Consider the following 22617-nt stretch of genomic DNA (forward strand, 5'->3'; position numbering starts at 1 on the left):
CCGGTCGGGTGGTGCGTGTGAAGCGGCCCGGGCCGCCCGTCACTTCAGCCCGGACGTCTTGATGGACTCGGTGATCTGCTTCTGGAAGCTGAAGAAGAGGACGAGCATGGGCGCCGCCGCGACCGCCGCCGCGGCCAGCACGTAGTTCCAGTTGGAGCCGTACTGCGACTGGAACGAGGCGATGCCCACCTGTACGACCGTGAGGTCGGGGTTCGTCGTGGAGACCAGCGGCCAGAGGAACGAGTTCCAGTTGGCGAGGAAGAAGAAGATCGCCAGCGCGGAGAGGATCGGCCGGGACAGCGGCAGCACGATCGACCAGTACACGCGCCAGTGCCCGCAGCCGTCGACGATCGCCGCCTCCTCCAGCTCTCTGGGCAGCCCCAGATAGAACTGCCGGAGCAGGAAGATGCCGAACGCGTTGAAGATCGCCGGGATGATGAGGCCCGCGTACGAGTCGAGCATCCCCAGCTCACGTACCACCAGGAACAGCGGGATCAGCACGACGGGCGCGGTGATCAGCAGCGTGGAGAAGATCGTCATGAACAGCGTCTCGCGGCCCGGGAAGCGCAGCCTCGCCAGCGCGTACGCCGCCATCGAGTGCAGCAGCAGCGCCACGACGGTGATCACGGCGGAGATGAAGAAGCTGTTCAGCAGGTAGCGGACGAACGGGACTTCGGTGAAGACGTACACGAAGTTCTGCACGGTGAACTCGTCGGGAATCAGCTTCCCGTCGGTCACGGTGTCCCGCGTCTTGAACGCGGACGTGATCATCCACAGCACGGGGAAGAAGGCCACGGCGGCCAGGACGGTGCCGAGCACCGTCAGCCCGATGCGTCCTCTGCGCCCGGCGCTCATGCGCGTCACGCGCGCCGGTGCGAAGCGGGTCTCAGTCGCCATCGTCGAACCTCCCGCCCTTCGTGATCTTGAAGATCACTCCGGAGACGAGGACCATCGCCAGCACGAGGGCGGTGCCCATGGCGGCCGAGTAGCCGTACTCCCCGAAGACGAAGGCTTGTTGGTAGATGTAGAAGATCGCCAGCGACGTGCTGTTGGCCGGGCCGCCCTCGGTGAGCACGAAGACCAGCTCGAAGCCTCCGGTGATCGCGGCGACGGTCGACATCAGCAGTACGAAGAAGCTGGTGGGGCGCAGCAGCGGCCAGGTGATGGTGCGGAACTGCGTCCAGGGGCCGGCGCCGTCGATCCGGGCGGCCTCGTAATACTCCCGGGGGATCTCCTGGAGACCCGCCAGGAAAATGATCATGTAGTAGCCCATCATCACCCAGATGAAGACCGCGATGATGGAGTAGAGGGCGATGTCGGGATCGCCCAGCCACGACTCCCCCTCCAGGCCGACGGAGCGGAACGCCTTGTTCACGACGCCGATCTGCTCGTCGAGCATGAACTTCCAGAGCAGGCCGACCACGACGAGGCTGATGACGTACGGCAGGAAGAAGATCGTGCGGAAGATGCTGACGCCGGGCAGGTTCTGCTTGACGAGCAGCCCGAGCCCGAGGCTCACCACGAACAGCACGGGCACGAGCACCAGCACGTAGATGCCGGTGATCTTCATCGAGTCCCAGAACAGCGGATCGCCCAGCATCCGCTCGTAGTTGCCCAGTCCGACCCACTCGTAGCTGCCGAAGCCGCTGACCTGGAAGAAGCTCAGCACCACGGACAGCACCATCGGAATGCCGACGAAGACCAGCAGTCCGATGCAGTCGGGCAGCAGGAACAGCGCGGCGGCCAGCCACTCGCGGTGCTTGCGGGAGAGCCGCGGCTGCGGCGGCTCCTTCGGCCGTGCCGCCGGTGCGGCCGAGGCCGTGCGTTCGGGTGCGGCGAGGTCGCTCATACCAGCTTCGCCCCCTTGTAGCTCTTGACGTACGCCTCGACGGACTGCGCGGCGCGTGATGTCTCGCTGTCGACGCTGCGGCCGGCGAGCATCGCGCCCTGCAGGGCGTCGGACATCGCCTTGTAGATCACCGGCGGGTAGCGCGGTTCGGCCCGGCCGCCGGGGAAGACCTCGTCCTTGAAGTACTTCATGGCCCACTGGTCGTAGCCGCCGGCGCGGGTGGCCCGTTCGAGGACGGACTTGCGGGGCGCGATGTCGGACTTGGCCTTGACGCACCAGTCGACCATCCGGTCGAGGCACTCCTCCTCCATCGTGCCGAGCGCCCAGGCGCAGAACTCGGCGGCCGCCTCGGGGTGGCGCCCCTTCGCGTTGGCGCAGAACGACCAGCCGCCGAGCGCCGTCTTGTACGTACCGCCGGGCGGCGTCGGCAGCTTGAACAGGCCGTACTCGAACTTCGGGGCGAACGCGCGGAAGCTGGAGACCTGCCAGATGCCGCTCTGCCACATGGCGGCGTTGCCGCCCCGGAACGCGGCGATCAGATCGTTCGCGGCGGGCGGCACGCGCGGCGTGATCCCGAGGCGTACGGCGTCCTGCCACAGCTGGAGCGCCTGCCGTACGGCCTTGGTGTCGACCGACGGGCGGCCCTTCTCGTCGAGTACGTCGCCGCCGCCCTGCCACATCCACGGGTACCAGAGGAAGTTCTGCAGATAGCCGGGCTTGGTCTCGGTGACGATCCCGGCCCGGGTGGGCGACTTCAGCTTGGCGCCGACGTCCAGCAACTGGTCCCAGGTGGTGGGGATGTCGCCCTCGGAGAGCTTCGCCTTCTCCCACGCGCTGACGTCGTAGTACATGGCGAGCGGCTCGACCTCCATGGGGAGGGCGTAGACCTTGCCGTCGACCATGCGGCTGGCGAGCGCGTCCTTGTAGTAGTCCTTGACGGCCGCCTTGTCCATGTGCGGCGTCAGATCCATCAGGATCCCGCCGTTGTAGTAGCGGAGGAAGTCGCCCGGGCTGGCGAGGAAGATGTCCGGGCCGGAGCCCGCGGCGAACGCCGTCGGCAGCTTGGAGCCCGTCTGGTAGATGGGCGGCGGCAGATAGAGAAGCTCGATCTTGGTCTTGTGGCTGGCGTTCCACTTGGCGACCAGATCGGTGAACCACTTGCTCTGCGCCGCGAGGGCGGGGTCGTCCGAGCGCTGCGGGGCGTAGAAGTTCCAGAACTGCATCGGCCCGCCCTCGGCCTTCGCCTGGAGTCCGCAGCCGGCGAGCGCGGCGGTCCCCGCCGCCGCCGCGCCGCCCGCGAGCACGCGGCGCCTGGGGACGCCGCGCGTGCTGTCGACTGTCATGTGGTTCCTCCCTGTGCGGCCGTCAGGCCGTGAACACCACTGCGGCCGTCAGGCCGTGGACACCGCGCCCTAGTCCACTTCGAGCGTGAGGAGACCGGGCGTGGCGGGACGTACGGACGCAGTGGGTGCGTCGAGGTAGAAGAGCGCCGTCGAGGCGATGTCGTCGCTGGTGGGGCGGTACCGGTGGGGCAGCCCGTTGCCGTGCCCCGGGCCGATGCCGAGCGACTGCACCGTGACGCGCAGGTCCTGCGCGAAGCGGACGGGGTCCTGCACGTGCCAGCGGTACATCCCGAACCGCTGCTGGCTGCGGTAGAGCCCGTCGGGCTTGAGCACCTGGTTCAGACCGAGATACGGGGTGGTGTACTCGGTGTAGCCGCGGCCCTCGATGTCGTAGTTCCAGGCGCCGCCGAAGTAGTCCTCGGTGCCGGTGCCGCAGATCGTCGGGAAGTCGGTGTCGCCGTCGAGGTAGAACTTCAGCTCGCCCTCGCCCCACCACCCCGGGCTGTTCGTGGCCCAGGCGAGATAGGCGCCGACGTACTGCCCGCGGCCCTCGATCCCCTCCAGCAGCGTGTGCGTCTCGCCGTACGGGACGGGGTGGCTGCGGCGCCACTGGGCGTGCAGGTAGCAGGCGTCGCCGGGGACTTCGGCCAGCTCGTAGTCGATCTGGTAGTAGAGGACGACCGTCTCGGCGGACAGGTTCTCCACCGTGAAGCGGGCCCGGTCGCGGAAGGGCATCGCCCAGTACGAGTTGAAGCCGCCGTTCGGATTGGCCGCCACGGGTACGGACGAGACCTGGCTGAAGACGTTCCAGCCGTTGCAGAAGAAGTCGCCCAGCGGCACCTCGACGGCCGGCTCGGCCGCGCCGTCCCAGTACGCCCGGAACAGCGTGCCGCGCCAGGCGCGGTGCGGGGCGGTCGTACACCAGATGTGCCGTACGGTGCCGGGGCCCGCGATGTCGGCGAGCTCGGCGGTCTCGCCGGGAGCGATCTCGATGCTCGGCGAGATCTTCCAGCCCTGGCCCAGTGCCCCGGCGGCCTGCGCCCCGGTACCCTCGGTGGCCCGGCCGCCGGCCCCCTTGGCGCCGGTGAAGTTCTCCGGGCTCACGGACCGGGAGACCGCGTCCGTACGCCTGGACAGCTCGTCGAGCATCGTGCACACACTCCTACAGGATCGTGAAATCGATTTCTTTGGACTCCATGGGTATCCCACCTAGTAAAGAGGGACACTGGTGGTGGATGCCCGGCCTCAGCGGCAGCTTGGGGTGATGCCGTTGAAATCCATTTCACGCGAACGTAAAGTTCGCCTGGAGCGGTGTCAAGAGGTTGTGCGAAGAGGTTGTGCGAAGGAGTCCGGTGTCAACGATCAGCGATGTGGCGCGAGCGGCGGGCGTCTCCCCCGCGACCGTTTCCAGAGTCTTCAACGGCGGCCGGGTCAGCCCCGAGCGCACCGAGCGCGTCCGCCAGGTCGCGGCCGAACTCGGCTTCTCACCCAACCGGGTCGCCCGCTCCCTGCGCACCCAGCGCGCCAGCGTGATCGGGCTGATGATCCCCGACATCGAGAACCCGTTCTTCACCGCGCTCGCCCGCGGCGTCGAGGACGCGTCGCAGCGTACGAATCTGTCCGTCGTCCTCTGCAACACCGACGAGGACGTCGAGAAGGAGGCGCGCTACCTCGACATCGCCCTCGCCGAACAGATGGCGGGCGTCATCGTCGCCGCCGCCTCCCGCCGCCGTTCGGACTTCTCCGCGCTCGCCGAGCGCGGCATGCCCGTCGTCGCCGTCGACCGGCGGCCCCGCGCCGCCATGGTCGACGCGGTGATGGTCGACAACCAGCACGGCAGCGACGAGGCCACCGCCCACCTGGTGGACCGCGGCTACCAGCGCGTCGCCTGCATCACCGGCCCCGCCGGCGCCTCCACCTCCGAGGAGCGCCTCGCCGGCTACCGCGCCGCGATGCGCGAGGCCGGCGCCGCGGACGAGTGGATACGGGCCTACACGCGGCACGCGGACTTCCGCGTGGAGGGCGGCCGTACGGCCATGGAAGAGCTGCTCGCCCTCCCCGAACCGCCGGACGCCGTGTTCGTGGCCAACAACCTGATGACGGTCGGCGCCCTCCAGGCGCTGCGGGTGGCGGGGGTCGAACCGCCGTCGTTCGGCATCCTGTCGTTCGGCGACGTCCCCTGGGCCTCGCTCGTACGACCGCCGCTGACGACGGTGCAGCTGCCCGCGTACGACCTGGGGGTCGCGGCGGCGGCCCTGCTCCAGGAACGCATCGCGGGCTCGGACAAACCCCTCCAGACGGTCGTGCTCCGCACGGCCCTCCGCCCGCGCGCGAGCACGGCGGGGCCGGAGGGGGAGTGAGGGGGCGCGCCGGCGTCCGCCGTGTGGCGTGTGCCGTGTGCCGTGTGCCGTGCGGCTACCGCTCCCGGACGGCGTAGGTCAGGTGCGTCACCCTCGGGGAGGGCTCCGCGCGGACCGGCTCCAGCGCCACGCGGCCCGCGTCCACGCCCTCGAACAGACGGATTCCGGCGCCGAACAGCACAGGTGAGAGCGCGATCGAGAACTCGTCGACCAGGCCGGCGTTCACGTACTCCAGGATCGTCGCGCCGCCGCCCGCGACGCGGACGTCGCGGTCACCGGCGGCCTCGCGGGCCTGGTCCAGCGCGGACTCGATGCCGTCGTTGACGAAGTGGAAGGTGGTCCCGCCCGGCCGCTCCCAGGGGTCACGCTTCTCGTGCGTCACGACGAACACCGGCGTGTGGAACGGCGCGTCCTCCGGCCATGCCTGCTCGCCGGCGTCGAACATGCGCTTGCCCATCACGCTCGCGCCGGTGCGCTCGAACGTCTCCCGCAGGATGTCGTTGTCGCGCCCTTCCTCGCCGCCCGCGCCGAGCTTCAGGTTCTCCCGGAAGAACCGCTGCGGGAAGACCCACTGCTGCAGTTCCATCCACTGCCGCCCCATCAGGTCCTCGACGGACTCGGGCGCGATGAAGCCGTCCAGCGACATCGACACGCTGAAGAACACCTTCCCGGCCATCAGCCCTCAGCTCCCTTCCGAACGGTCTCGGTGACGTAGGCGGCCAGGTTGCCCAGGGTCTGCCGGCCGCCCTCGATCGCGTGGTACGTCTCGACCGCCTCGTCGCGCAGTTTCTTGGTGGGGAACAGCGTGCGCATCTCGATCCGGGTCGCCGCGCCGTCGGGCTCGAACGTCAGGACCGACTCGAAGGCGTTCGGGTCGCCGCGGGACTCACCGTGGAGCAGCGCGATCCGCTCCGGCGGAACGATCTCGGTCCAGGTGATCCACTCGGGGTAGTCCGTCCCGTCCGGTCCGTGCATCACAAAGTCCCACTCCCCGCCGACACGGAAGTCGAACGACTGCGTGGTCGTGGTGAACCCCTCCGGTCCCCACCACTGCGACAGATGCCGGACCTCGGTGAACGCCTCGAACACCAGCTCCCGCGGGGCCTCGATGACCCGGGCGATGACGACCTCGCGGTCGGCCGTCGCGGACTGCGCCCGCGCTCCTCGTCCCGTCGTGCTCATGAGCTACTCCTCCTGCCTTTCCTGCTTCAGGTCCTGCACGTACGCGTCCAGCCGGTCGAAGCTCTCACTCCAGAACCGCTCGAACCCGCCGGTCCACTCGTGGACGGAGCGCAGCCCACGGGCGTCAAGGCCGTACAGGCGCTGCTTGCCCGCCTTGCGATCCCGCACCAGCCCGACCTCACGAAGGACCCGCAGGTGTTTGGACGCGCGCGGCTGGGTCATCCCCAGCTCCCGTGCCAGCTCGGTCACCGGCTGCTCACCCGCCCGCAGCAGCACCAGGATCTCCCGGCGTTGCGGCTCGGCGATCGCATTGAAGACGTCCGACGTCGTCGCGGCTCGTGCCATGCGGCAATCGTATGCCCATATGGGCATGCGTCAAGCGGAAGGGGTGACTGAGGCGGCACGAAAGAGGGTCAATCCGTACAACTTTGTTCAAGTCCCGCTTGTCTGATGTGTTGCCATAAAGGAATGCATCAGAGGGGGCTTCCATGCGCAACAAGAGATCGTCCGCACGCAGACCGTCCGCCGCCAGGCCGCTCGCCGGTGGCATCGCCGTCGTCAGTGCCGGGCTCCTGGCCGCCGTGGCTGTCGGGCCCGCCGCGGCGAGCAGTGGCGAGGCGCCCGTACGGGTCGCCGCCGCCGGGGCGAGCTGCGGCGTCGTCAACTGGGGCAGCCTGCCCAAGGCCGCCGACGGCACCGGCGACCGGCCGCTGACGAACGTACGGACAGGCCGCCACGACTGCTACGACCGCATGGTCCTCGACGTACGCGGCGGACTGCCCGCGAGCACCGTCGGCTACCAGGTGCGGTACGTCGACAAGTTCCACCAGGACGGCTCCGGCCGGGAGATCGCGATCTCCGGAGGGGCGATCCTCGAGATCGTGGCGCTCGCGCCGAGCTACGACCCCGACACCCACCAGCCGACGTACGCCGGACGCGGCGGCCGGCCGCTGCCGGGTGTCAGCCTCAGCGGCTACCGCACGTTCCGCGACGCCCGCTTCGGCGCGAGCTACGAGGGCCGGACCCAACTCGGCCTGGGCGTACGGGCGCGGCTGCCGTTCCGCGTGTTCCAGCTCGGCGACCGGCTGGTGGTCGACGTGGCGCACTCGTGGACGGCGACCACCGCACGCTGACTCCACGCGGGCGCCCCACCGGGGGCGCCGCGGATGCCGCGGATGCCGTCGAGGCCCCACCGCGGATGCCGCCGGGGTCCCGGGCCCTGCCGGAGGTGCCGGGCGCCCGTCAGCCGTCCAGCGCCGTCCGCCACTCCCGTACGGCGGCGGCGCTGACCGGCGACGTCCAGCCCGCCGTACGGGCCGCGCCGCCGATGTGGAACGCGTCGACGCCCGCCGCCCGCAGCGCCGGTACGTGCTCCAGCCGCAGGCCGCCGCCGACCATCAGCCGCGGCCCGTAGCCCGGTTCGCGTGCGGCGCTGCGGGCGGCTTCGGCGCGCAGCACCTCCATGCCGTCGTCGACGCCCGTGGGCGCACCGGCGGTGAGGTACGTGTCGAGGCCCGGCAGGTCGGCGAGTTGCTTGCGGAGGCCGTCGCGGTCGGCGGCGCGGTCGATCGCGCGGTGGAACGTCCACGGGCAGCCCGCCGTCGCCTCGGCGAGCGCGCCGACGGCGTACAGGTCCGGCTGGCCCGCCTCGTCCAGGAAGCCGAGCACGAACTCGTCGGCGCCCGCCGCCCGCAGCTCCCGCGCCCGCGCGAGCAGCCCGTCGAGCGCTTCGGCGCCGCCGACGGTGAACCCGTCCGCCGCGCGCAGCATCACGCGGAGCGGGATGTCGACGGCGGCGCGGATGCGTACGAAGGTCTCGCGGCTGGGTACGAGTCCGTCGGCCGCCATGTCGGTGACCAGTTCGAGGCGGTCCGCCCCTCCGGCCTGAGCGGCGCGCGCGTCGGCGGCGTCGAGCGCGATCACCTCGAGAATTGGTCTAGACATGTAAGAAAGACTGCCACAGCCCCGGCGGACCCGGTAGACGGCCCTCACAATTGTGTCCATGAGCACCACCCGCACGGACGACGGCCTGCTCGAACGGTGGACCGCGCTGCTCGCGCGCGTACGCGCCGACGCCCCCGCCTCCGGCCCGGCCCTCGACCCCGCGCCCGACCCGGCCGCGTACGGCGCGAACCTGCTCGCCCGCTGGGCCGAACCGCAGCGCCGCTACCACACCACCGACCACCTCCGCGCCGTCCTCGACCACGTCGACGCCCTGGCCGGGCACGCCGCCGACCCGGACGCCGTACGCCTCGCCGCCTGGTTCCACGACGCCGTCTACCGCCCCGACCGCAGCGAGAACGAGGAGCGCAGCGCCCACCTCGCCGAACGCGCCCTCGCCGAGGCCGGCGTCCCCGCCGACCGTACGGCCGAGGTCGCCCGCCTCGTACGGCTCACCGCCGGCCACGACCCCGCCCCCGGCGACACCAACGGCGAGGTCCTGTGCGACGCCGACCTGGCCGTCCTGGCGGGCTCCCCCGAGGCGTACGCGCACTACGCCGCCGCCGTACGCCAGGAGTACGGCTTCGTCCCGGACGACGCCTTCCGCGCGGGCCGCAAACAGGTCCTGCACCAACTCCTCGCCCTCCCCCACCTGTTCCGCACCCCGTACGGCCGCACCCACTGGGAACGCACGGCCCGCCACAACGTCCGCGCGGAACTGGACCTGCTCAGCGCCTGAATCCCCGCGCCGAATGCCGGACGCCGCGCGACGCGATGCGCGCCGCGCGGTGACGTGTCTCATACGGTGTCCGGCCGGGTCGGCGGCGCGGGGAGGAATAGTGGGGTCCGGGGTGGAGTTGGCAGATGACATGCCCACCCACTCCCCGGCCCGGTCGCCCAAGGCTGCCCGCGTACGCATGCCCGTCGCCGTCTACGTACTCGGCCTGTCCGTCTTCGCGCTGGGCACCTCGGAGTTCATGCTCGCGGGCATCCTCGAGCCGCTCGCGCGGGACATGGACGTCTCGATCCCGAAGGCCGGGCTGCTCGTTTCCGCGTTCGCGATCGGGATGGTGGTCGGAGCTCCGGCGCTGGCGGCGGCCACGCTGCGGCTGCCGCGCCGTACGACGCTCATCGCGCTGCTGACCGTCTTCGGGCTGGGGCAGGTGGCGGGCGCGGTGGCGCCGACGTACGCGGTGCTGTTCGCGTCACGGGTCCTCAGCGCGCTCGCCTGCGCGGGCTTCTGGGCGGTCGGCGCGGCCGTCGCGATCTCCCTGGTGCCCGTGAACGCGCGGGCACGCGCCATGGCGATCATGGTCGGCGGGCTGAGCATCGCCAACATCGCCGGCGTACCGGCGGGCGCCTTCCTCGGGCAGCACGCGGGCTGGCGTTCGGCGTTCTGGGCGGTGGCCGCGATGTCCGCGGTCGCGCTGGTCGGCGTCGTCACGCTGGTGCCCCGTACGCGCCCGGCGACCGGCGCCGACGCACCACGCCTCCGCAACGAGCTGCGCATCTACGCCGACCGGCAGGTCTGGCTCGCCCTCGCGACGATCGCACTGAACGCCGCCGCCGTCTTCGCCCTCTTCTCGTACCTCTCCCCGCTGCTCACCGACACCGCCGGACTCGCGGAGAGCTGGGTGCCGTGGATCCTCGGGCTGTTCGGGGTCGGAGCGCTGGCCGGTACGGCGGTGGGCGGACGCATCGCGGACGCGCACCTCTTCGGCACGATGTACGCGGGGATCGCCGCGTCGACCGTCGTACTCGGCGTGCTGGCGCTCGTCGCGCACAACCCGGCCGCCACGGTCGTACTCGCCTTCATGCTCGGCTTCACGGCCTTCCTGACGGCGCCCGCGCTGAACGCCCGCATGTTCAACGTCGCCAACGCGGCGCCCACGCTGGCCGGTGCGACGACGACCGCCTCGTTCAACATCGGCAACACGCTCGGGCCGTGGCTCGGCGGGCTCGTCATCGGCGCGGGCTGGGGGTACCCGGCCGTCGCCTGGACGGGCGCCGCGCTGGCCGCGGCGGCCGTGGGCACGACGGCGGTGGCGTCGCGGCTGCACCGCCGGGTGGCGGCGACGCGGGTGGTGGCGGGCGGGGCGGGGACGGCGGCTTCGCCGGCGGCGGACGCGTCGGTGGACGCGTCGGTGGACGCGTCGGCGGCGTACGGCCGGGGCCCCTCGGCCCACTGACGCCGACCGGGCGCCAGCCCGCACCCCGTCCAATCCAGCCCGTCCGGCGCTTGAGGACGAACCGGGGCGGCCAACGGCCGGTGGCTGGCCCAGCCGAGCGGCCCACAACACGCAACCCATGGCCGAGGGCCGTCCTCAAACGCCGGACAGGCTCGATGTCGTGGCCGACGTCCGTACTCAAGCAACGGGCCGAAGCGGCTGGATGAGGGCCGTTCGCCGGTTGAAAGTTTTGCCCGGCGGCGATCATCCCCGCAGCTCACAGACGCGATCAGCGGACTAGACCACAGGCACGTCGCGTGCGCTCTTTCCGTCGCCCGCGCTGTCGCGTATTTGTGACATGTCTGCATCAGACACCACCCCTGACCCAGGAGGCACTCATGCGCAGACCCACCCCCCACAGCTTCTACGCGCGTAGGACCGCGGACCAGGCCGTGAACACGACCGCGAGCAGGGCCGTACGGAGGACCGCCATGGCCGCCGGCGTCGTCGGTGCGGCGATGGCCCTCACGCTGACGACCGTCGGGACCTCGAACGCCGCCCCGGCCGGCGGCGAGGAGGAAGGTTACCGGCTCGGCGAAGGCCGCATGGGCATCAGCGCGGAGAAGGAGGCGGCAGGCAAGGAGCGCCGTCAGATCGGCGCGCAGGACACCAGCGGTGTCCAGGGCATCGACGTGTCCCACTACCAGGGCAGCATCAACTGGGGCTCGGTGAAGAGTGCCGGCATCCAGTTCGCCTGGATCAAGGCCACCGAGGGCACCACCTACAAGGACCCGAAGTTCGGCGCCAACTACACCGGCGCCTACAACAACAAGGTCATCCGCGGCGCGTACCACTTCGCCCGCCCCGGCTCGTCGAGCGGTGCGGCGCAGGCAGACTTCTTCGCCAAGAACGGCGGAGCCTGGTCCGCGGACAACCTCACGCTTCCCGGCGTGCTGGACATCGAGAACGGCTCCAGCTCGCAGTGCCACGGGCTGAGCCAGGCCTCGATGCGCAACTGGATCTCCGACTTCCACTCGACCTACAAGTCGCGGACCTCCCGTGACGTGGTCATCTACACCACGGCCGACTGGTGGAAGAACTGCACGGGCAACTGGAGCGGCATGAGCGACAAGTCGCCGCTGTGGGTTGCGCACTGGACGACCGGCAGCCCCACCATCCCGTCCGGCTTCCCGTTCTGGACTGTCTGGCAGTACACGGACAGCGGGAACATCGGCGGGATCAACCCGGTCGACCGCAACAAGTTCAACGGCTCGCGGGACAGGCTGCTCGCCCTGGCGAACAACACCTCGCTGGCCAAGCCAATGGTGGACGCACGCTGACCGATCCGCCCCAGCACAGGGTGAGTTGACCCATGTGACACGCGGGAGTAGCACGCGAGGCCGCGGAACTGGTCCGTGGACGGGAGGGCCACCTTCCGGTCATGGACCAGGGCCTACCAGTTGTGAAGACCTGACCGCTTCGCACTTTCATTCGGCCTCTCGTGCAACTTTCCAGCCGGTACGGACCTCTCACTTGTTACCCGGTAAGACCATCCGGGGGCGACTGCCGGGCGGCAGACACCGCAAAACGGGAGGGACAAGGCAAGCATGAAGAGGACGACGGGCGGCGCACCCGAGGCCGGAGCAGCAGCCAAGGCCGCAGCCGAGGCCGTAACGGCGCGAACAGACGACACACGTACGGGCACGGCCACGACCAGGGCCACGGCCACGCGCACGGCCGCACGCGTATCCCGCCGCACCGCGCTGACCGCGGGGGCCGGAGCGGCGGCGACGCTGGCCCTGGCCGGCTGCGGGACCCTGGACGACCTGCGGGGCTCCGACTCCGACGGCTCCGACGACTCCGACAAGGTGGGCCCGGAAGACAGCGGCCCTTCGCTGAAGAACCCGAAGCTGATCGGGGACGGTTCCACGGCGTACACGGGGCGGCAGCCGAAGCAGCCCGAGGCGCCGGCCAAGCTGAAGCCGGGGCAGGCGCCGCCGCAGTTCGTGGTGTTCTCCTGGGACGGCGCGGGGGAGGTGGGCAACGGGCTGTTCCCGAGATTCCTCGACCTGGCCAAGAAGTACGACGCCGGGATGACGTTCTTCCTGTCGGGCCTCTATCTGCTGCCGGAATCGAAGAAGCGGCTGTACCGGCCGCCGAACAACACCGTGGGCGCCTCCGACATCGGCTACCTCCGCGACGCGAACATCAAGGAGACGCTGAAGTACGTACGCCGGGCCTGGCTCGAAGGCCACGAGATAGGCACGCACTTCAACGGGCACTTCTGCGGTGAAGGCAGCGGCAGCGTGGCGCACTGGAGCTCCGCGCAGTGGCAGGACGAGATAGACCAGGCCAAGTCGTTCGTGAAGAACTGGCGGACGAACACCGGCTGGCACGACCTGCCGCCGCTCCCGTTCGACTACGACAAGGAGCTCGTCGGCGCCCGTACACCCTGCCTGCTCGGCCAGGAGAAGCTGCTGCCCACCGCCCGCGAGCTGGGCTGGCGCTACGACGCCTCCTCGCCCGGCGGCGTCCAGCGCTGGCCGGTGAAGAAGAACGGGATCTGGGACCTGCCGCTGCAGGCCCTGCCCTTCCCGGGGCACGAGTTCGAGGTCCTGTCCATGGACTACAACATCCTCGCCAACCAGTCCAAGAATTCCACGAACGGCCCGCCCGCCAACCATCCGGCCTGGCGCAAGGAGGCCACCGGCGCGTACGTGGCCGGGTTCAAGCGGGCGTACGAGGGCAACCGCGCGCCGCTGTTCATCGGGAACCACTTCGAGGAGTGGAACGGCGGCATCTACATGGACGCCGTGGAGGAGACGGTCAAGCAGATAGCCGGCCGCAAGGACGTACGCCTGGTCTCGTTCCGGCAGTTCACCGACTGGCTGGACGCCCAGGACCCGGCGGTGCTGGAGAAGCTGCGGGGCCTGGAGGTGGGGCAGTCGCCCACCGGGGGCTGGCAGCAGTACCTCGCGAAGGCGTCGGCGTAGCCGGGGAGCACGACGAAGCCGAAAGGCAGGGGGTAGCCGCCGGGCCCGGCGCAGCCGCCGGGCAGGGGGTCACTGCGGCCGCGGCCGCCGCAGGCCCGCCGAGGTGAGCCGTTGCAGCAGGTCCTTGCTGCCCACCTCCACCGCCCCCTGCCGCACCGCCGCCGCGTACCGCTCCGACGGCACGTCGTAGTGGTCCCGGTCGAACGCCCGCCGCGGGCAGCCGATGGCCTCCGCGAAGGCGTGCAGTTCCTCGTACGAGGAGTCGCTCACCATGTGGGACCACATCCGGCCGTGTCCGGGCCAGGTGGGCGGATCGATGTAGACGGTCACGTCAGCCGTCCCAGTCCCCCCACGCGGGCGACCGCCGTGGACGTCTTGCCGCACACCCAGTGGGGGTTCTCGCCGAGCTCCGGCTCGACCTCCAGGGCGTGCAGGTCGGCGCCGCCGCAGGCCGGGCACAGGGGCCAGCGGCCGTAGCGTTCCAGCAGCGCGTCCTGGACGTCCTGGGCGACGAGGCCGTCCACGAACGAGACGCCGTCCGGCCACTGTTCGACCCACCAGCGCCGGTGCACCACGGCGTCCTCCACCAGCGAGACGACGTCGGCCTGGTCGACGTCGCTCGCGTGCAGGTCGGCGAGGATGCGGGCGCGCGCCGTGTGCAGTGCCTGTTCGAGGGGCTGGGCCTCCGGTTGCTGCTCCATGTCTCAATTGGACCAAAGTTCGCGCGAGTACGGGTCCACGCCGGATGTCGCTTGCTACCGGGGGGTTGACTGGCCAGTAGGAATGAAAATATCTTTTGCCCGTGACGAACAGCGTGAAGGAAAGTTTCGCCAGCCGTGGCGGGCACGCACCCTCGCCCGTCCCCGCACCCGCGCCCCCGGTCCGTACGGCCGGCCCGCCCGGGCCCGCCGCCCTCGCCGCCAAGGTGCGCACGATGGCGCCGTCGATGACCCGCTCCATGCAGCGCGTGGCGGAGACCGTCGCGCACGACCCGGCGGGCTGCGCGCGACTGACCGTCACGGGGCTCGCGGAGCGTACGGGCACCAGCGAGGCCACCGTCGTACGGACCTCGCGGCTGCTGGGCTATCCCGGTTATCGCGATCTGCGGCTCGCGCTCGCGGGCCTGGCCGCGCAGCAGGAGTCGGGTGCCGCGCCGTCCGTCACCGCCGACATAGCGGTGGACGATCCGATCGGCGAGGTCATCAGCAAGCTCGCACAGGACGAGCAGCAGACCCTCGCGGACACGGCGGCCGGGCTGGACACCGCACAGGTCGAGGCGGCCGTCGGGGCGCTGGCCGCCGCCCGCCGGGTGGATGTGTACGGGGCGGCGGCGTCCGCGCTCGTCGGCCAGGACCTGGCGCAGAAGCTGCTGCGGATCGGCCTGGTCGCGCACGCCCACGCGGACCCGCATCTCGCGGTGACGAACGCGGTGCAGCTGCGCGCCGGCGACGTGGCGCTCGCGATCACGCACTCGGGCCGCACGGTCGACGTGATCGAGCCGCTGCGCGTCGCCTTCGACCACGGCGCGACGACCATCGCCATCACGGGACGGCCCGACGGCGAGGTCGCGCAGTACGCCGACCATGTGCTGACCACCTCGACCGCCCGCGAGAGCGAGCTGAGACCGGCCGCGATGTCGAGCCGTACGAGCCAGCTCCTCGTGGTGGACTGCCTGTTCATAGGTGTGGCACAACGGACGTACGAGTCCGCCGCGCCTGCCCTGTCCGCCTCGTACGAGGCGCTGGCACACCGCCACTCGCCCCGGGTGCGCTGACCGCGCCCCGCACGGACCGCGTGCAGGGCACGCACCGCCGGGACCGTACGGCGCGCGCTCGGCACGTACGCACGCGGCACGCGCGTCCGGCACCCGCGTACGGGCCCGCGCCGGCACACCGCCGTGCAGCGCGGCACCGGCACCGGCATCAGCCACGGCATCAGCATCAGCACTCGCACCGGAAAGAGCCGCTCCTCGCCATGACCTCCACCGCCGACTCGTCGTACAACGAACTGCGCGCCCAGCTGGACAGCATGACCACCGAGGCGTTCCGCAGCGAGCTGTCCGAGATCGACCAGCTGCCCACGCTGGAGATCGCCAAGATCATGAACGGGGAGGACGCCACCGTCCCCGCCGCCGTCGCCGCCGCGCTGCCGCGCATCGCCGCCGCGATCGACGCCATCGCCGAACGGATGGCCCGTGGCGGCCGCCTCCTCTACGCCGGCGCGGGCACCGCCGGACGGATGGGCCTGCTGGACGCCAGCGAGTGCCCGCCGACGTTCAACACCGGCCCGAACGAGGTCATGGGCCTCATCGCGGGCGGCCCCTCCGCCATGGTCAAGTCCGTGGAGGGCGCCGAGGACAGCGCCCGGCTGGCGGCCGCCGACCTGGACGAGCTGAAGGTGGGCGCGGACGACTCGGTCGTCGGCATCTCCGCCTCGGGCCGCACGCCGTACGCGGTGGGCGCCGTCGAGCACGCGCGTTCGCTGGGCGCGCTGACCGTCGGGCTCTCCTGCAACGCGGGCTCGGCGCTGGCCGGGGCCGCCGACCACGGAATCGAGATCGTCGTCGGGCCCGAGCTGCTGACCGGCTCGACGCGCCTCAAGGCGGGCACGGCGCAGAAGCTCGTGCTCAACATGCTGTCGACGATCACCATGATCCGGCTGGGCAAGACGTACGGGAACCTGATGGTCGACGTACGCGCCTCCAACGAGAAGCTGCGGGCCCGCTCGCGGCGGATCGTGTCCCTGGCGACGGGCGCCCCGGACGACGAGATCGAACGGGCGCTGGAGGCCACGGACGGCGAGGTGAAGCACGCGATCCTCACCATCCTCGGCCATGTCGACGGCCCCACCGCCGCCCGGCTGCTCACCGACTCGCACGGCCATCTGCGTGCGGCGCTCCAGGCGGCGGGCGGGTCGTAACCGCACCCTCCCTCAGCAGCTCCCGGCCGCGCCGGCCGTGCCGCCCGCACCGCCCGTACCCGTGCCGCCCGCGGTGACGTCCCCGCCGACGCCCTCGGCGCCCGCCACCGCCAGCAGCGTCCCCATCAGGTCCGGGAAGCGGGCGTCGAGGTCGGCGCGGCGCAGCTCGACGTAGCAGCGCGTGCCCTCCTGACGGGTGCGCGTGAGGCCCGCGTCCCGCAGGACCTTCATGTGGTGGCTGAGCGTGGACTTTGCCACGGGCGCCCGCAGTTCGCCCCAGCCGCGCTCGCGGCCGTCGGCCAGCAGCCGTACGACCCCGAGCCGTATGGGGTCGCTGAGCGCTGCCAGCACGCGCGGAAGCGTGATCTCGCCGGGAGCGGGGTGATGCGGATCCTTCATGCGCTCATGCTACCTTCGTTCGAAGTTCGCAGAACATCGAACACCGGCGACCACTGGAGGACCACCGTGCGGACCCCGACGGCCGGCAGCTTCACCGACCAGGTCGTGATCGTGACCGGCGCCGGTTCCGGGATCGGCCGCGCCACCGCGGAGGCGTACGCCGAGGCCGGCGCGTACGTCCTCGGGGTCGGCCGCCGGGCCGAGGCCCTCGACAAGACCGCCGCCGCCCATACGGGCATCGCCGCCTTCCCCGCCGACATCACGGAGGAGGGCGGGCCCGAACGGGTCGTACGGGCCGCCGTCGAACGGTGGGGCCGGCTCGACGTCCTCGTCAACAACGCCGGAGCGTTCGCCGTACTGCCGTTGGCAGAGGCCACCGAGGACGGCATCGCGCGCATCCTGGCGACGAACGTCACCGCACCGAGCCTGCTGGCCCGCGCGGCGCTGCCGCACCTCAAGGCCGCGCGCGGGGCGATCGTCAACGTCTCCAGCACGTACGGGCACCGGCCCGCGCCCCACGCCGGCCACTACGCCGCCTCCAAGGCCGCGCTGGAACAGCTGACCCGCAGCTGGGCGGTGGAGCTGGCGCCCGACCGTATCCGCGTCAACGGCGTCGCCCCCGGCCCGACCGAGAGCGAGGCCCTGGCGGCCTCGGGCCTCCCCGACGCCGCGATCGACCGGATCAAGGCCGAGGAGGCGGCGCGCATCCCGCTGGGGCGCCGCGGTGAACCCGCCGAAGTCGCGGCGTGGATCGTACGGCTCAGCGACTCCCACACCGCCTGGCTGACCGGTCAGATCCTCACGGTCGACGGCGGACTCGAACTGCTCTGAGCGCCCGCGGCGGAGCGGCGCGCGCACGCATGAAGCGGCCCCACCCGCCAGGGGTGGGGCCGCCCTCCAACCTGCCGGTCAGCAGGGGGTCTCAGCGGACGACCACGGACATCGGCTGCGACACGACGTCGCCGTGCCGGCCCGTGATCGTACGGAGCTGGTTCTTGCCCTTGACGCCCAGCTTCACGCGCAGGCTGTACGAGCCGTCGCGGTTGACGGTCGTGGAGACGGGCAGCGACTTCCAGGACGCGCCCTGCTTCTGCTGCAGCAGCACGGTGTAACCCGGCTTCACGCCCTGGGCCTTGCCCTGCACACGGAACTGCTGCCACGCCTTGACGGTGGTGGCGTCGGCCCGCGCGGTGATCAGCTGGTTGGCGGGCTGTACGGCCGCGGTGGACTGCGGGCCGCGCGGCGTCGGCTCCCCCACGGCGGCGGCGGTCGCGGCGGACGCGACGCCCGCGCCGAGCACGCCCAGGGCGAGCAAACCGGCGACGACGGGGCGGGCGGTGACGGTTCGGTTCATGCAACTTCCTGTTCTCGAAGAGCAAATGATGTCGAGTCACAGCAAACAGGAAGAAAAGCCGCGAATCATCGGCCGAACGGTCAGTCTTGAACAGCCGCCCCCGTTCCGCCCGAACGTACGATCGCGACTCAGGCCGGGCAGGCCGGGGGAAGGCCACAGGAAGGCCAGGGGGAGGCCACGGGCCGGGGGTCGAGGGGCCACGCACGCCGAAGGGCGGCTCCCCGAGGGAGCCGCCCTTGGCGCGTACAGCGGAACCGCTGATCCGGAAGGATCAGAAGCCCATGTCACCGCCCATGCCACCGGTCGGGTCGGCGGCACCGGCCGCCGCCTTCTCCGGCTTGTCGGCGATGACGGCCTCGGTGGTGAGGAAGAGCGCCGCGATGGAGGCGGCGTTCTGCAGCGCGGAGCGCGTGACCTTGGCCGGGTCGTTGATGCCCTCGGCCAGCATGTCGACGTACTCGCCGGTCGCGGCGTTGAGGCCGTGACCCGCCTTCAGGTTGCGCACCTTCTCGGTCACGACGCCGCCCTCGAGGCCGGCGTTGATCGCGATCTGCTTGAGCGGGGCCTCCAGCGCGAGCTTGACGGCCTGCGCACCGGTGGCCTCGTCGCCCTCGAGCTCGAGCTTGTCGAAGACCACGGACGCCTGGATCAGGGCCACGCCACCGCCGGCGACGATGCCCTCCTCCACGGCCGCCTTGGCGTTCCGCACCGCGTCCTCGATGCGGTGCTTGCGCTCCTTCAGCTCCACCTCGGTGGCGGCGCCGGCCTTGATGACGGCCACGCCGCCGGCCAGCTTCGCGAGGCGCTCCTGGAGCTTCTCGCGGTCGTAGTCCGAGTCGGAGTTGTCGATCTCGGCGCGGATCTGGTTGACCCGGCCCTGGACCTGCTCGGTGTCACCGGCGCCGTCCACGATCGTGGTCTCGTCCTTGGTGATGACAACCTTGCGCGCGCGGCCGAGCAGCTCGAGACCGGCGTTCTCCAGCTTGAGGCCGACCTCCTCGGAGATGACCTGTCCGCCGGTGAGGATGGCGATGTCGCCCAGCATGGCCTTGCGGCGGTCACCGAAGCCCGGGGCCTTGACGGCGACGGACTTGAAGGTGCCGCGGATCTTGTTGACGACCAGCGTGGACAGCGCCTCGCCCTCGACGTCCTCGGCGATGATCAGCAGCGGCTTGCCGGACTGCATGACCTTCTCCAGCAGCGGAAGGAGGTCCTTCACGTTGCTGATCTTGGAGTTGACGATCAGGATGTACGGGTCCTCGAGCTCCGACTCCATCCGCTCCATGTCGGTGGCGAAGTAGGCGGAGATGTAGCCCTTGTCGAAGCGCATGCCCTCGGTGAGCTCGAGCTCGAGCCCGAAGGTCTGCGACTCCTCGACGGTGATGACGCCTTCCTTGCCGACCTTGTCCATCGCCTCGGCGATGAGCTCGCCGATCTGCGTGTCACCGGCCGAGATGGAGGCGGTGGAGGCGATCTGCTCCTTCGTCTCCACGTCCTTCGCCTGCTCGAGCAGGGCGGCGGAGACAGCCTCGGTGGCCTTCTCGATGCCGCGCTTCAGCGCCATCGGGTTGGCGCCGGCCGCGACGTTCCGCAGGCCCTCCTTGACGAGCGCCTGGGCGAGCACGGTGGCGGTCGTCGTGCCGTCACCGGCGACGTCGTCCGTCTTCTTCGCGACCTCCTTGACCAGCTCGGCGCCGATCTTCTCGTAGGAGTCCTCGAGCTCGATCTCCTTGGCGATCGAGACACCGTCGTTGGTGATCGTGGGGGCGCCCCACTTCTTCTCCAGCACGACGTTGCGGCCCTTGGGGCCAAGCGTGACCTTGACGGCGTCGGCGAGCTGGTTCATCCCGCGCTCGAGGCCGCGCCGCGCATCCTCATCGAACGCGATGATCTTGGCCATGTGAAGTGGTCCTCCCGGACGTCGGAGATCCCCCCAGCACCCGGTGCGAGGGGGCGGATTTCTCCGGACCGCGCTGGCGCCCGCGACGGACGGCCTGCACACTGGGTGGTTCCCTGCCCCACTCGTCCGCAGACCTCACCGAACCGGTCCTTCTGTCACTCTCACTCTCAGAGTGCTAACGCCCATGATTAGCACTCGACCCCCTCGAGTGCAAGCGCGATCCTCCGACGGCGAACAAGCGGAAGGACCCGCTCCGTGACCGTGGTGGTCGCGGAACGGGCCCCTCGTAAAGCTTGTCGGTTCTGGTCGGCGCCTCAGCCGGCCACGCGGACCATGTCCGCCTGCGGCCCTTTCTGACCCTGCGAGATCTCGAACTCGACTCGCTGACCTTCATCCAGGGTGCGGTAGCCGTCCATCTGGATCGCGCTGTAGTGGACGAACACGTCCGCACCACCGTCGACCGCGATGAAGCCGTACCCCTTCTCCGCGTTGAACCACTTGACGGTGCCCTGAGCCATGCCTAACTCCCCTATTACTGGCCCCTGCGCGAGCCCGCACTTCGCGAACCCGGGTCAGACCTCACCCCCGGCGGCAGCCGGAGATGTGCGCCGGAGCGCGTCGACCGCCGCTGAATGTATCTGCCCGAACGCCGTGTGCAACAGGTCAATCCGACGAGAATTCTGGGCACGGCATTTCGGCCGCAATCCGGAATACACCGCAAAAGGGGGGCAATTGGGATCGGGCATAACGAACTAACGCGACAATTGCGGCACCAAACCTGGGCACAAGTTGTCGCGTTCTCAATGCGTGCATACACGTCGGGAGGGAGCGCATCCCACTCTACTCCCTTTCTAAACCTCTAATTGCCCCCTCCGGTATGACACGGAGGGGGCAATCGGAAACGAGCCTCGGCCGTAATGCCCGGTTAACCGCCGCGTGACGGCTGCCCGTTCGGGCGCCCGTTCAGCCGCCGGCGACGGCCGGGATGATCGAGACGCCGGCGCCGTCCGGCGTGGGCGTCTCCAGCCCTTCGGCGAACCGCACGTCGTCGTCGTTCACGTAGACGTTCACGAACCGGCGCAGCTTCCCCGCGTCGTCCAGCACGCGCGGGCCGATCCCGGTGTGCTTGGCCTCGAGGTCCGCGAGCACCTCGGCCAGCGTCGCCCCCTCCGCGGTGACTTCGGTCTGGCCGCCGGTGTACGTACGCAGGATGGTCGGGATTCGGACATTGACGCTCATGCGGATTCACCTTCCGTGGATCAGGGGGTGGGAGGAGGTGGGGCGGTACGAGCACCCGCCCCCACCCGCTGTTCGCCGGCCTGGTGAAGGCCGCGGTCGAGCGGCAGAGCGGCGGCGCGGCGGGTGCTCGTACGGCCGAGGGCGCTCGTACGGCCGAGGGTGCTCGTACCACCGAGAAGGAGGGCTGAGCCCTGGCCAGACGGCTCGCCGACGGCCCGGAGGAGTGGCGGGTCACCGCCAGCGACATCCCGTTCCGCGGCAACAAGACCAGCGTCCGCACGGACGAGGTGGTGATGCCGGACGGCACCGTCGTGAACCGCGACTACCAGGTGCACCCCGGCTCCGTCGCCGTCGTCGCCCTGGACGAACAGGACCGCGTGCTGGTCCTCAGCCAGTACCGGCACCCCGTACGGCAGAAGCTCTGGGAGATCCCCGCAGGCCTGCTCGACGTCCCCGGCGAGAACCCGCTGCACGCCGCCCAGCGCGAGCTGTACGAGGAAGCGCACATCAAGGCCGAGGACTGGCGGGTGCTCGCGGACGTCTACACGACGCCCGGCGGCTCCGACGAGGCCGTACGGGTCTTCCTCGCGCGCCAGATCTCCGACGCGGACGGCGAGCGGTACGCCGCCACCGAGGAGGAGGCCGAGATGGAGCAGGCGCGGGTGCCGCTGCCGGAGCTGGTCAGCTCGGTACTGGCCGGGGACCTGCACAACAACGTGCTGGTCGTGGGCACGATGTCGCTGTCGGCGGCGCTGGCGGGCGACGGCCTGGACGCGCTGCGTCCGGCGGACGCGCCGTGGCCGGCCCGCCCCTTCGACCCCTGACGGGCTCGCCCGCAACTTCAAGCCCGTCCGGCGCTTGAGGACGGCCCCCGGCCACCCGTCCCAGCCCGTCCGGCGCTTGAGGACGGCCCTCGGCTACGGCGTGGCCGCAGTGTGGCGTGTGCGTGCGCCACATCAAGCCGGTCCGG

25 protein-coding genes are annotated in these 22617 nt (G+C 70.7%); 10 read left to right on the forward strand and 15 right to left on the reverse strand.

The features are described 5' to 3' along the window. Positions 1-39: 39 nt before the first annotated feature. From DVA86_RS25295 to DVA86_RS25310, 4 genes are all read right to left on the reverse strand, one after another. Positions 40-897 carry a carbohydrate ABC transporter permease gene (locus DVA86_RS25295; protein ID WP_222623362.1) on the reverse strand — a complete coding sequence of 286 codons (858 nt, stop codon included), beginning with the start codon at positions 895-897 and terminating at the stop codon, positions 40-42. After that, positions 887-1849 (reverse strand): carbohydrate ABC transporter permease, encoded by a 963-nt coding sequence (locus DVA86_RS25300; protein ID WP_208881710.1) that lies wholly within the window; start codon positions 1847-1849, stop codon positions 887-889. The genes DVA86_RS25295 and DVA86_RS25300 overlap by 11 nt, the downstream gene beginning before the upstream one ends. Beyond that, positions 1846-3192 (reverse strand): ABC transporter substrate-binding protein, encoded by a 1347-nt coding sequence (locus tag DVA86_RS25305; RefSeq protein ID WP_208881711.1) that lies wholly within the window; start codon positions 3190-3192, stop codon positions 1846-1848. The genes DVA86_RS25300 and DVA86_RS25305 overlap by 4 nt, the downstream gene beginning before the upstream one ends. A gap of 69 nt (positions 3193-3261) precedes the next feature. Beyond that, positions 3262-4341 (reverse strand): glycoside hydrolase family 172 protein, encoded by a 1080-nt coding sequence (locus tag DVA86_RS25310; protein WP_208881713.1) that lies wholly within the window; start codon positions 4339-4341, stop codon positions 3262-3264. A gap of 203 nt (positions 4342-4544) precedes the next feature. Between DVA86_RS25310 and DVA86_RS25315 the strand changes: the two genes are divergently transcribed. Then, a complete protein-coding gene (locus DVA86_RS25315) occupies positions 4545-5552 on the forward strand; it encodes a LacI family DNA-binding transcriptional regulator (protein ID WP_208881715.1) in 1008 nt (335 codons plus the stop codon). Positions 5553-5607: 55 nt separating this feature from the next. On the opposite strand, the gene DVA86_RS25320 is transcribed toward DVA86_RS25315, so the two are convergent. From DVA86_RS25320 to DVA86_RS25330, 3 genes are read right to left on the reverse strand one after another with little or no spacing between them, the layout of a single operon-like run. Beyond that, complete coding sequence (locus DVA86_RS25320) at positions 5608-6228, reverse strand: dihydrofolate reductase family protein (RefSeq protein ID WP_208881717.1); 621 nt, start codon at positions 6226-6228, stop codon at positions 5608-5610. Further along, the gene (locus tag DVA86_RS25325; RefSeq protein WP_208881719.1) at positions 6228-6734 is read right to left on the reverse strand and encodes an SRPBCC family protein; all 507 of its coding nucleotides are present in this window, start codon (positions 6732-6734) and stop codon (positions 6228-6230) included. The genes DVA86_RS25320 and DVA86_RS25325 overlap by 1 nt, the downstream gene beginning before the upstream one ends. Positions 6735-6737: 3 nt before the next feature. Next, a complete protein-coding gene (locus tag DVA86_RS25330) occupies positions 6738-7079 on the reverse strand; it encodes an ArsR/SmtB family transcription factor (protein WP_208881721.1) in 342 nt (113 codons plus the stop codon). 143 nt (positions 7080-7222) lie between these two features. On the opposite strand from DVA86_RS25330, the gene DVA86_RS25335 reads away from it, so the two are divergent. Further along, positions 7223-7867 carry an AMIN-like domain-containing (lipo)protein gene (locus DVA86_RS25335; protein ID WP_245997115.1) on the forward strand — a complete coding sequence of 215 codons (645 nt, stop codon included), beginning with the start codon at positions 7223-7225 and terminating at the stop codon, positions 7865-7867. Between the two features lie 109 nt (positions 7868-7976). On the opposite strand, the gene DVA86_RS25340 is transcribed toward DVA86_RS25335, so the two are convergent. Beyond that, complete coding sequence (locus tag DVA86_RS25340; RefSeq protein ID WP_208881723.1) at positions 7977-8678, reverse strand: copper homeostasis protein CutC; 702 nt, start codon at positions 8676-8678, stop codon at positions 7977-7979. Between the two features lie 58 nt (positions 8679-8736). Here DVA86_RS25340 and DVA86_RS25345 point away from each other — a divergent pair, with 58 nt between their 5' ends. From DVA86_RS25345 to DVA86_RS25360, 4 genes are all read left to right on the forward strand, one after another. Next, a complete protein-coding gene (locus DVA86_RS25345; RefSeq protein WP_208881724.1) occupies positions 8737-9414 on the forward strand; it encodes an HD domain-containing protein in 678 nt (225 codons plus the stop codon). 130 nt (positions 9415-9544) lie between these two features. Continuing rightward, the gene (locus DVA86_RS25350; protein ID WP_425470925.1) at positions 9545-10864 is read left to right on the forward strand and encodes a Cmx/CmrA family chloramphenicol efflux MFS transporter; all 1320 of its coding nucleotides are present in this window, start codon (positions 9545-9547) and stop codon (positions 10862-10864) included. Positions 10865-11334: 470 nt separating this feature from the next. Continuing rightward, positions 11335-12183, forward strand: a complete 849-nt coding sequence (locus DVA86_RS25355) for a GH25 family lysozyme (RefSeq protein ID WP_245997734.1) — start codon at positions 11335-11337, stop codon at positions 12181-12183. A gap of 267 nt (positions 12184-12450) precedes the next feature. Further along, on the forward strand, positions 12451-13836 hold the full coding sequence (locus DVA86_RS25360) for a polysaccharide deacetylase family protein (protein ID WP_245997117.1): 1386 nt from the start codon (positions 12451-12453) through the stop codon (positions 13834-13836). A gap of 69 nt (positions 13837-13905) precedes the next feature. On the opposite strand, the gene DVA86_RS25365 is transcribed toward DVA86_RS25360, so the two are convergent. Both DVA86_RS25365 and DVA86_RS25370 read right to left on the reverse strand, forming a co-directional pair. After that, positions 13906-14166: a DUF4031 domain-containing protein gene (locus DVA86_RS25365; protein WP_208881728.1), complete on the reverse strand. Its 261-nt coding sequence runs from the start codon at positions 14164-14166 to the stop codon at positions 13906-13908. Continuing rightward, positions 14163-14537, reverse strand: coding sequence for a hypothetical protein (locus tag DVA86_RS25370; protein WP_208881730.1), 375 nt, complete (start codon positions 14535-14537; stop codon positions 14163-14165). The genes DVA86_RS25365 and DVA86_RS25370 overlap by 4 nt, the downstream gene beginning before the upstream one ends. Positions 14538-14638: 101 nt before the next feature. On the opposite strand from DVA86_RS25370, the gene DVA86_RS25375 reads away from it, so the two are divergent. After that, complete coding sequence (locus DVA86_RS25375) at positions 14639-15610, forward strand: MurR/RpiR family transcriptional regulator (protein ID WP_208881731.1); 972 nt, start codon at positions 14639-14641, stop codon at positions 15608-15610. 200 nt (positions 15611-15810) lie between these two features. Beyond that, positions 15811-16755 (forward strand): N-acetylmuramic acid 6-phosphate etherase, encoded by a 945-nt coding sequence (gene murQ / locus DVA86_RS25380; protein WP_208881733.1) that lies wholly within the window; start codon positions 15811-15813, stop codon positions 16753-16755. A 12-nt stretch (positions 16756-16767) separates the two neighbouring features. On the opposite strand, the gene DVA86_RS25385 is transcribed toward murQ, so the two are convergent. Continuing rightward, the gene (locus tag DVA86_RS25385; protein ID WP_208881734.1) at positions 16768-17154 is read right to left on the reverse strand and encodes an ArsR/SmtB family transcription factor; all 387 of its coding nucleotides are present in this window, start codon (positions 17152-17154) and stop codon (positions 16768-16770) included. Between the two features lie 66 nt (positions 17155-17220). Here DVA86_RS25385 and DVA86_RS25390 point away from each other — a divergent pair, with 66 nt between their 5' ends. Further along, positions 17221-17985 (forward strand): SDR family NAD(P)-dependent oxidoreductase, encoded by a 765-nt coding sequence (locus DVA86_RS25390; protein ID WP_245997119.1) that lies wholly within the window; start codon positions 17221-17223, stop codon positions 17983-17985. Positions 17986-18076: 91 nt separating this feature from the next. On the opposite strand, the gene DVA86_RS25395 is transcribed toward DVA86_RS25390, so the two are convergent. From DVA86_RS25395 to DVA86_RS25410, 4 genes are all read right to left on the reverse strand, one after another. Then, positions 18077-18508: a hypothetical protein gene (locus DVA86_RS25395; protein WP_208881738.1), complete on the reverse strand. Its 432-nt coding sequence runs from the start codon at positions 18506-18508 to the stop codon at positions 18077-18079. Between the two features lie 271 nt (positions 18509-18779). Beyond that, the gene (gene groL / locus DVA86_RS25400; RefSeq protein WP_208881740.1) at positions 18780-20408 is read right to left on the reverse strand and encodes a chaperonin GroEL; all 1629 of its coding nucleotides are present in this window, start codon (positions 20406-20408) and stop codon (positions 18780-18782) included. Positions 20409-20722: 314 nt separating this feature from the next. Then, positions 20723-20926 (reverse strand): cold-shock protein, encoded by a 204-nt coding sequence (locus tag DVA86_RS25405; protein ID WP_070195347.1) that lies wholly within the window; start codon positions 20924-20926, stop codon positions 20723-20725. A 445-nt stretch (positions 20927-21371) separates the two neighbouring features. After that, positions 21372-21647: a MoaD/ThiS family protein gene (locus DVA86_RS25410; RefSeq protein WP_208881742.1), complete on the reverse strand. Its 276-nt coding sequence runs from the start codon at positions 21645-21647 to the stop codon at positions 21372-21374. Positions 21648-21838: 191 nt separating this feature from the next. Between DVA86_RS25410 and DVA86_RS25415 the strand changes: the two genes are divergently transcribed. Next, complete coding sequence (locus tag DVA86_RS25415; protein WP_208885136.1) at positions 21839-22471, forward strand: NUDIX domain-containing protein; 633 nt, start codon at positions 21839-21841, stop codon at positions 22469-22471. The last annotated feature ends 146 nt before the right edge of the window (positions 22472-22617 follow it).

Origin of the sequence: Streptomyces armeniacus (genome assembly GCF_003355155.1) — a bacterium.
In the GTDB taxonomy this organism is placed as follows: domain Bacteria; phylum Actinomycetota; class Actinomycetes; order Streptomycetales; family Streptomycetaceae; genus Streptomyces; species Streptomyces armeniacus.

What these genes read in the sequence shown, in the direction of transcription:
- DVA86_RS25295 (WP_222623362.1), bottom strand. Translation starts at nt 897, where the DNA reads ATGGCGACTGAGACCCGCTTCGCACCGGCGCGCGTGACGCGCATGAGC.
- DVA86_RS25300 (WP_208881710.1), bottom strand. Translation starts at nt 1,849, where the DNA reads ATGAGCGACCTCGCCGCACCCGAACGCACGGCCTCGGCCGCACCGGCG.
- DVA86_RS25305 (WP_208881711.1), bottom strand. Translation starts at nt 3,192, where the DNA reads ATGACAGTCGACAGCACGCGCGGCGTCCCCAGGCGCCGCGTGCTCGCG.
- DVA86_RS25310 (WP_208881713.1), bottom strand. Translation starts at nt 4,341, where the DNA reads ATGCTCGACGAGCTGTCCAGGCGTACGGACGCGGTCTCCCGGTCCGTG.
- DVA86_RS25320 (WP_208881717.1), bottom strand. Translation starts at nt 6,228, where the DNA reads ATGGCCGGGAAGGTGTTCTTCAGCGTGTCGATGTCGCTGGACGGCTTC.
- DVA86_RS25325 (WP_208881719.1), bottom strand. Translation starts at nt 6,734, where the DNA reads ATGAGCACGACGGGACGAGGAGCGCGGGCGCAGTCCGCGACGGCCGAC.
- DVA86_RS25330 (WP_208881721.1), bottom strand. Translation starts at nt 7,079, where the DNA reads ATGGCACGAGCCGCGACGACGTCGGACGTCTTCAATGCGATCGCCGAG.
- DVA86_RS25335 (WP_245997115.1), top strand. Translation starts at nt 7,223, where the DNA reads ATGCGCAACAAGAGATCGTCCGCACGCAGACCGTCCGCCGCCAGGCCG.
- DVA86_RS25340 (WP_208881723.1), bottom strand. Translation starts at nt 8,678, where the DNA reads ATGTCTAGACCAATTCTCGAGGTGATCGCGCTCGACGCCGCCGACGCG.
- DVA86_RS25345 (WP_208881724.1), top strand. Translation starts at nt 8,737, where the DNA reads ATGAGCACCACCCGCACGGACGACGGCCTGCTCGAACGGTGGACCGCG.
- DVA86_RS25350 (WP_425470925.1), top strand. Translation starts at nt 9,545, where the DNA reads ATGCCCACCCACTCCCCGGCCCGGTCGCCCAAGGCTGCCCGCGTACGC.
- DVA86_RS25355 (WP_245997734.1), top strand. Translation starts at nt 11,335, where the DNA reads ATGGCCGCCGGCGTCGTCGGTGCGGCGATGGCCCTCACGCTGACGACC.
- DVA86_RS25360 (WP_245997117.1), top strand. Translation starts at nt 12,451, where the DNA reads ATGAAGAGGACGACGGGCGGCGCACCCGAGGCCGGAGCAGCAGCCAAG.
- DVA86_RS25370 (WP_208881730.1), bottom strand. Translation starts at nt 14,537, where the DNA reads ATGGAGCAGCAACCGGAGGCCCAGCCCCTCGAACAGGCACTGCACACG.
- murQ (WP_208881733.1), top strand. Translation starts at nt 15,811, where the DNA reads ATGACCTCCACCGCCGACTCGTCGTACAACGAACTGCGCGCCCAGCTG.
- DVA86_RS25385 (WP_208881734.1), bottom strand. Translation starts at nt 17,154, where the DNA reads ATGAAGGATCCGCATCACCCCGCTCCCGGCGAGATCACGCTTCCGCGC.
- DVA86_RS25395 (WP_208881738.1), bottom strand. Translation starts at nt 18,508, where the DNA reads ATGAACCGAACCGTCACCGCCCGCCCCGTCGTCGCCGGTTTGCTCGCC.
- groL (WP_208881740.1), bottom strand. Translation starts at nt 20,408, where the DNA reads ATGGCCAAGATCATCGCGTTCGATGAGGATGCGCGGCGCGGCCTCGAG.
- DVA86_RS25405 (WP_070195347.1), bottom strand. Translation starts at nt 20,926, where the DNA reads ATGGCTCAGGGCACCGTCAAGTGGTTCAACGCGGAGAAGGGGTACGGC.
- DVA86_RS25410 (WP_208881742.1), bottom strand. Translation starts at nt 21,647, where the DNA reads ATGAGCGTCAATGTCCGAATCCCGACCATCCTGCGTACGTACACCGGC.